General features: G+C 56.5%; 5 protein-coding genes. All 5 read right to left on the reverse strand.

The genetic code is table 11. The features are described 5' to 3' along the window. Nucleotides 1–39 precede the first annotated feature (39 nt). Nucleotides 40–486: a ribbon-helix-helix protein, CopG family gene (locus tag GSQ75_RS01060; protein ID WP_158752698.1), complete on the reverse strand. Its 447-nt coding sequence runs from the start codon at nt 484–486 to the stop codon at nt 40–42. A 240-nt stretch (nt 487–726) separates the two neighbouring features. Beyond that, nucleotides 727–1254 (reverse strand): hypothetical protein, encoded by a 528-nt coding sequence (locus GSQ75_RS01065; RefSeq protein WP_158752699.1) that lies wholly within the window; start codon nt 1252–1254, stop codon nt 727–729. Next, a complete protein-coding gene (locus GSQ75_RS01070; protein WP_158753845.1) occupies nt 1251–2054 on the reverse strand; it encodes an alpha/beta fold hydrolase in 804 nt (267 codons plus the stop codon). Before GSQ75_RS01070 ends, GSQ75_RS01065 begins: the two co-directional genes overlap by 4 nt. Then, complete coding sequence (locus tag GSQ75_RS01075) at nt 2051–2434, reverse strand: hypothetical protein (RefSeq protein WP_158752700.1); 384 nt, start codon at nt 2432–2434, stop codon at nt 2051–2053. Before GSQ75_RS01075 ends, GSQ75_RS01070 begins: the two co-directional genes overlap by 4 nt. 13 nt (nt 2435–2447) lie before the next feature. Beyond that, nucleotides 2448–6392, reverse strand: coding sequence for an RHS repeat-associated core domain-containing protein (locus GSQ75_RS01080; protein ID WP_216840588.1), 3945 nt, complete (start codon nt 6390–6392; stop codon nt 2448–2450). Nucleotides 6393–6398 lie beyond the last annotated feature (6 nt).

The raw sequence follows: 6398 nt of genomic DNA on the forward strand, positions 1-6398 counted from the left end.
CCCGGACCAAAATTGCGACTGTCGCAATTTTGCCGCTGGCTAATCCTCGCCCTCGGCATCCGCCAACTCGTCCAGAGGATTGCCTCCGCGATAAGCCTTTTCCACGCGCCGCAGGAAGATCTCGTGGCGACGCTGCGCATCCGCCGCCGCTGATTGCCGCACGTCGACCAGCGGCTCCACGGTGTGGAACAGATACAGCCCGGAAAACTCGTGCATGAAGGCCACTAGCACGGCCATTTCCGAGCGCATCACATTCTGCTTCTGAGCCAGCCGTTTCAGCGTGGTGCCAAAGCGCTTGTCCATCGTCGCCATGTCGTCCCGCAGGCGCTCGCGTTCGAGATATTCCCGCAGCGCCTCGCGCAGCAGATCCGAATCGTTCCATCCCTTGTCGGCCTTGAGCTTCTCCAGTTTGCCGAGCATGGCGGTGTCGCTGAGGCGCGCCTTGATCGTGCGCGAGGTGACAACGGTCGACTTTTTGGCGGGCATGCGAGGGTTTTCGTCTGTGGCACAAAGTGAGCCACACCATAGCGCAAGTGGAGCACAGCTTAAATGGCTCTGCAGCGCCATCTACACGGGAAAAATGAGCGAAGCGGGCTCCACCCTTTATGTTCCACTATGGAAGGTAAGCACATTCCAGCCGTCGATCATGGATGGCCAAACGCCACAAAGAAGAACGCCCGCGCAAGGCGGGCGTTCATTAGTGCTGTTTTCGTCCATGAGTCATGCTCAGTGTACCGGCAGAATTGCATCGTTCGAGCGCAACTTCCCGCCAAGCATGCTTCCTCCAGCGAGCGTGAAGCACAGTGCCCCTTGGGCATCGTTCGACTGTGGCTTTCGGATGTAAGCCTGATAAGTAAAGGGCGGCCCTTTGGCAGCAGCTGCTGCGTAACCGGGATCATCTTTCGTGTCGGAGTAGATCCGCACATGGCCCCAATAAACGCCGCCCAAGCCCGTCCCGTTATCTTTCACTCCGTCCTTGCTACATGGACCAACAGCAAACGTCACGTTGTAATCTTTTTTCTTAGCAAGAGCCAACAAGTCCGTATCGGTCGTGAAATCGATGCGCGAAATGATCAGCGACGGACGTGGCGCGGGACTAACCCAATCAAACTGTGCCTGGTCCTTGTAATCCACGTTGGTCACCGACGTCACGCGGATGTCCTTCGGGCCGCTGGAAAACATAGCAGCGCAGGCGGTGAGAGAGACCGACCACGCTAGAAGAGCCATGGTCGCGGCCAGCTTGCTACGTATCATTGCTGGGCCCTCGAAAGGACTTGGGCGGGACTCATGACACCGGGGCCAGACGCGTTCATCATTTGACTGAAATCCTCGTGGTTCACCAGATCATCTTGGATGTATGTGTTTGCAATTCCGTTTGGCGCACCATCCCAAGCTCCGCCAATGCCCGCAATGAAATTGGAGGGCTGGAACAGACTGCCGCCTTCGGCGTCCACATCTACCCAATTGTTCACAGCGTTGGCGATGTTCTGCATGCCACGATAGTGCCAGCGACTGACCGGGTCGATCGTGATCAAGAGATTTACTCGGCCGCATGTGTGCAGCGCTGCGGCAGCGGCGGTGTCACCACCGTAGCTGTGACCGATCAAGTTGACCGGATCGCCTGCTGGAGTGGAGTTGATGTCAGCCTCGATGGCCGATTGCTGTGTCCACTGGTAGTAGGCCGAGTCGGGGTGCGTCAGGGCGTAGTTAGCATAGTAACTCTGCACGATTTGGGAGGTTGAATCACCAAACCCGCCGACGAAAATGTCGCGCAGACCATCGGGATCAATTCGGTTGAGCGGGCTGTTGCTGACAGCTGCATATGTACTGATGTCGCCATCGAGCCCGGTGGGATCACTCTGCAGATACCGCCCTGTCGCCGGCTCATACGTCCGGAACATGTTGTAGTTGGTGCCCGACTCGGCGTCGTAGTACTGGCCGGGATAGCGCAAATTGAGCACGTAACCCGCTGTTGACGTCGGCTGTTGCTCCCCGAACGGATTGCCCTGATAGGCCCACTGCTGAAATCCAGAGCAATTCTTACGGCACCTTATTTATTGCACTCCATTTCAGTCCAAGAGTTACCGTATTTGCTTTTAAAAGCTCCCAGTGAGCTCATCAACTCCGGGTCGCGATCTGAAACATATTTTCTGGCATCCGGTGTCAATTTCCCTTTAAAAAATTCCGCGAGCAACTTCGTATCTTGGTCAAGATTAATATTTAAGGCATTTTGCGTTTCGGCCACACATCCTTTTGAAAGCATAGATTGCATTTTTCTCTCGTCGAGTATTCGATTAAATACTAAATCCGCCTGAATACTATCCACTACGACCCTATCTTCGGTCGTAGCTCTTCGATCCCCTACGCGTAACCCGACCATAAAAGCTATTGCAACAACCACGATAAAAAGAATTACTATTAGTGCCGTTTTCATGGCTGCTCCACATTTAATTGTTATACCATCTCGTGCAAACACAGTTCGGATTTGATTTCGATGCTTCTTCAATCGTTGGATTCCTAGGGACCCATTGCGTTATTACATAAACCGCAGTGGTACCATTGCAGCCTTTTTTAGTGCACCTTAGTTCAAGGCAAATATTATTTTTGTAGCTCAGACCAGATGCGGGCCACCAATCACTTTTGGAGTCCGGTAAATCCTGCATCTTTTCATTGAGTTTTGATCCGCTCATTTCTACTTCTTGAGTTCCAAACATATCTGAGTGATCAAGCGGCCTTGCAGAGACGTATGCATAGGTCGAGATGCCACCCATCAACCCGATCGGATCACTCTGCAAATATCGCCCGGTCGCAGGTTCGTATGTCCGGTACATGTTGTAGTTCGTCCCCGTCTCGGCATCGTAGTACTGGCCGGGATAACGCAGATTGAGCACGTACCCCGCCGATGAGGTCGGCTGTTGCTCCCCAAACGGATTGCCCTGATAACCCCACGACCAGATCACGGTGCCAGCGCCGTTGCTTACCGCCCGCGGCGTACCCAACTGGTCAGCGGTCACGTAGTTGATCGTGCTGATGCCGCTACTGCCTGCACCATCATCCACCACAGCCACAGGTATGTCGCCTAGCCAGACGTAATCACGGTCGATCGTGCCATATTCGCCTATCAGGTGACCGATCTCATCGTACGCGTAACGTGCGCTCACACTCTGCGGAAAGGTAGCTGACTTCCCTACTCGCTCGCCTAATGCGTTGTACTTGTAGGTGCCGACGGTCGAGCCATTGAGCTGCGCCACCGTCATCCGATTGCGGGTGTTGTAGCCGAACCCGTAGGTGCTCCCACCCATCACGCTGCCGGTGGTGTTGCCATCAAGGTCATTGGCGCGAGTGGCCGTGCCCATGCTGATGAGCTGGTGCGTGCCGGGGGTGTAACCATAGGCGCCACCGGCCAGACCCGATGTCGTCTTGCTCAGCCGATCCCCGGTCGAGTCGTAGGTGTAGCTTTCCAGCGTGGTCCCATTGCCTTCAGTAACACCATTAAGCCGATAAAGCGGATCGTAGCTGTAGCTCTCCGTAGCTGGGTTGGCGCCGGGGGTGTTGCCCAGGGCTTTGATGTCGCCCATCGCATCCAGCGCAAAGTGCAGGTTCAGTGCCGGACTCACCAAGTCGGTAAGCCGGTAATTGGCATCATAGGTACGCTGAACGGTCTGTCCGTTGCCCAACGTGTAACTGCTGATCGGCCCAAACGGCATCCAGCTGACATTGCTTACCACTGTGGCCGGCCCTAATGCAGGCGGTGGTGCCTGCTGGCCAAAAACAGGGGTAATCGAGCTGGTTGGATCGGTAGGCAATACCAGCACGCTGCTGATGTGACCATTGCTATCGTATGTGTAGCTGACCTTCGTTGGATGATTCGAGCTGAAATTGACGAAGTTGACAAAAGGTGTGGCGTAGCTGCTCAACCGATCGGCCGAGGTATAAGTATAGGTCGTGATATCCGTTTGGTTGGATGTCACATAGAGCTTCTGAATGACATTGCCTCGACCGTCATAGCAGTAGATGGTGCTAAAGGTCGCTTCGACCACACTCGTCAGCCGCCCGATCGGATTGGAGGCCGTGCAGCCAGTCACCGTATTCGATTGCTCGTAGTTGTAAGTGACGTTTTGTGTGACGTCGCCGGGGTAGCTGCTCCCGACCATACGATCGAGTGCGTCAAAGGTGGAATTACTGATGTTTCCCTTCGCATCGGTGTGTATAAGGCGATCACCGGCCGCATCGTAGGTGTCGGTGCTGGTGCCGGTATCCGGGCTTTGCAGCTGAGTGCGATCATTGAGCCCATCGAAGGTGTAAGCGGTCGCAAGGTTCGTCGGGTCGGTGACGCCTGCCAAACGATCCAGTGCATCGAGACTGGCGCTCGTCGTGGTGTTTTGCGTGGCAGGGTCGGCTCCGTTGTAGTTGGCGATCGTGCTGTGCAGGCGGTTCAGCGCGTCGAAGCCTTGCTGGCGCTGGTAACCCAGCGCATCGGCGCTGAGTACGAGATTGCCATTGGCGTCGTAGCTATTGCTCATGCCAGCATTGAAGACGGTCTTGTTGAGGCCATCGATGATGGCGGTGAGTTGCCCCAAGGCGTTGTAGCTGCGCGATTGGCTTTGTACTGTCGTGCCCGAGGACGTAATGATTTGCTCAGATGTCTCGTTGCCGGCAGCATCCAGTGTGTAGTGGAGGTCGTTATTCTGCGCATCCAGAATGTCGGTCAGGCGATGCGCACCGTCGTATTTGAAGGTCGTGACCACGCTGTCAGGGTCGGTGATCGAGTTGACTGCGCCATACGCTGTATAGCCCAGGGTCGTGACAGAACCATCGACGGTACGCGACGCCAGCCAGCCACGCGGCGTATAGGTCAGGTCGGCGTTGATACCGTTGGCATCGGTGACCCGCGTCACACGTCCGTTGCCATCGTACGAAGCGATGGTGGTGACCTGGCTCAGGGCGTTGGTGACTTGATACAGATCGCCCGCCTGGTGGCATGCCGCACCGGGTGTACCGCAGCTGGTGGCACTGCTGCTGGTGTAGTAACTGTAGCTGGTGGTCTGCGTCAGATCGGTACGCGGCCCCGTGACACTGAGCAGCAACCCCACCAAGGGACATTGCGTGTTGACGGCGGTGCAATAGGTATAGCTCCAGCGGCGCACGCCAGACGGCACCGCGCCCGTATTGATACAGGCGTAACCCGCCGCTGCGCTATTCGTCGGATCGATCTCGCAACGCGCCAACGGCTGGCCAGCCGTGTTGTAGACCCACTCGATGTTGGCCACCGTGGTGCCGCTGGCATTGGCGACGGTCGTTTGCAGTGGCACGCGTAACGTGGTGTTCCACATCGTGTTCGTCGTGCGTTGATTCGAGGTGCCTGAAGCATCCACTTGCGTATCCAGCAGACCGCTGGCCGCGTAGTTCGTCGTCGTGAGGTTGTTGTTGAAGTCCGTGGTCGAGGCCAGATAGCCGTTGCTGTCAAACGTGGCCGCGGCATTAGGCTGGCCACACGTCGGTCCGCAGGGTGCGGTCACTGCGCTGGTGTGGACTGAGCCATTGGGCGTCACGAAGCTCAGGGTTGTCTGTGCGCCTAGGGGGTAAGTCACCGAGGTCGTGCCATTGCTGTTGAACGTCAGCGCGGTGGAATCCAGGTTGCCGACCAGCTGCGAGCTGATGGCCCGTCCGAGGGTGTCATACCCAAGGGTGACGTACTGCACACTCGCTTCGTCCACGACACCGGTAAGGGCTTCTGGCCATGTCGTGTTGGTATAGCTGTATTGCCGCGTACTTCGATCCGGATAGGTGACTTGAGTGAGGAGATTACCGCTATAGCTATAGGTTAGAACCCCTCCATTCGGTTGCGTGACGGTGGAAACGAAGCCGCTGCTGTTGTACACAAAAGACAGTTGTCGACCGCGTGGATCGACCACGGTGAGCAGCAGACCGGCGACTGGCGCGATGGAGGTCGGCGTGCTCGCTGTGCTGTAGGTCAGCGTGGTCGTGAGCTGATTGGGATCCTGGATGGAGACTAGCTGTCCCGCAGCGTTGTAGTTTTCGTAGTTGCGGGTCGCCGCCTCAAAATAGGTCCATCCGGTCGACGTCGTGACGAGGGTGTCAGGGACATCGGGGTCGGCATTCCAGACGGTGCCATTTTCGGTGAAGACGACCCACTGACCATTAGGGCGATAGACCGTGGCGGTCGTGACACCCCCAGTCGACACATAAACCAGGCTGCGGTCGAAGCTGTGTCGCCAATGCGTTCCCAAGTTCGCGGCCGTTACTTCAACTTGACTGTTGTAGTAACGGTGAAAACTCAGGGCACCTAAGTCAGCGTCCTCTTCATCGTGGTATTCGTTGCCCGTCGCCAGATTGATCGGGTCACCCGCACACGGACACGGTGGCCCCATTGTTTT

The organism is Dyella sp. S184, assembly GCF_009766065.1.
Taxonomy (GTDB): Bacteria; Pseudomonadota; Gammaproteobacteria; order Xanthomonadales; family Rhodanobacteraceae; genus Rhodanobacter.